Source organism: Bacillus sp. NTK071 (genome assembly GCF_017303315.1).
Lineage (GTDB): Bacteria > Bacillota > Bacilli > Bacillales > Guptibacillaceae > Guptibacillus.
The window spans coordinates 1-261 of record NZ_JAFKOI010000122.1 but is presented as its reverse complement, the minus strand read 5'-3'; the positions used below and the strand labels follow the sequence as shown (position 1 = coordinate 261).

Sequence of the window (261 nt, the reverse complement as noted above, 5' to 3'; positions counted from 1 at the left end):
CCGGAAGACGAATTTCTGGCCTCGGGCGGGCTGAACCTGAACGTGCTGATGCTCAAGCCGCAGGACGTTGTGATGGTCGATGGCTTCCCGAAAACCCGCGCGCTGATGGAAGGCGCTGGCTGCCGGGTGCAGGTCTTCGAAGGCGACGCGCTGTGCATCGCCTGCGAAGGCGGCCCCACCTGCCTGACGCGGCCCGTACTGCGCGCCGAACTCGCATGACGACCCGTCGCCCCTTTCAGCGCGTCGGCGAAGAAACACGAC

Annotated in this window: 1 pseudogene; it reads left to right on the top strand. The window is 66.3% G+C overall.

What is annotated here, in order from left to right:
- Positions 1-219, top strand: a pseudogene (locus JI666_RS22210) (amidinotransferase); the annotation flags it as partial.
- Positions 220-261 lie beyond the last annotated feature (42 nt).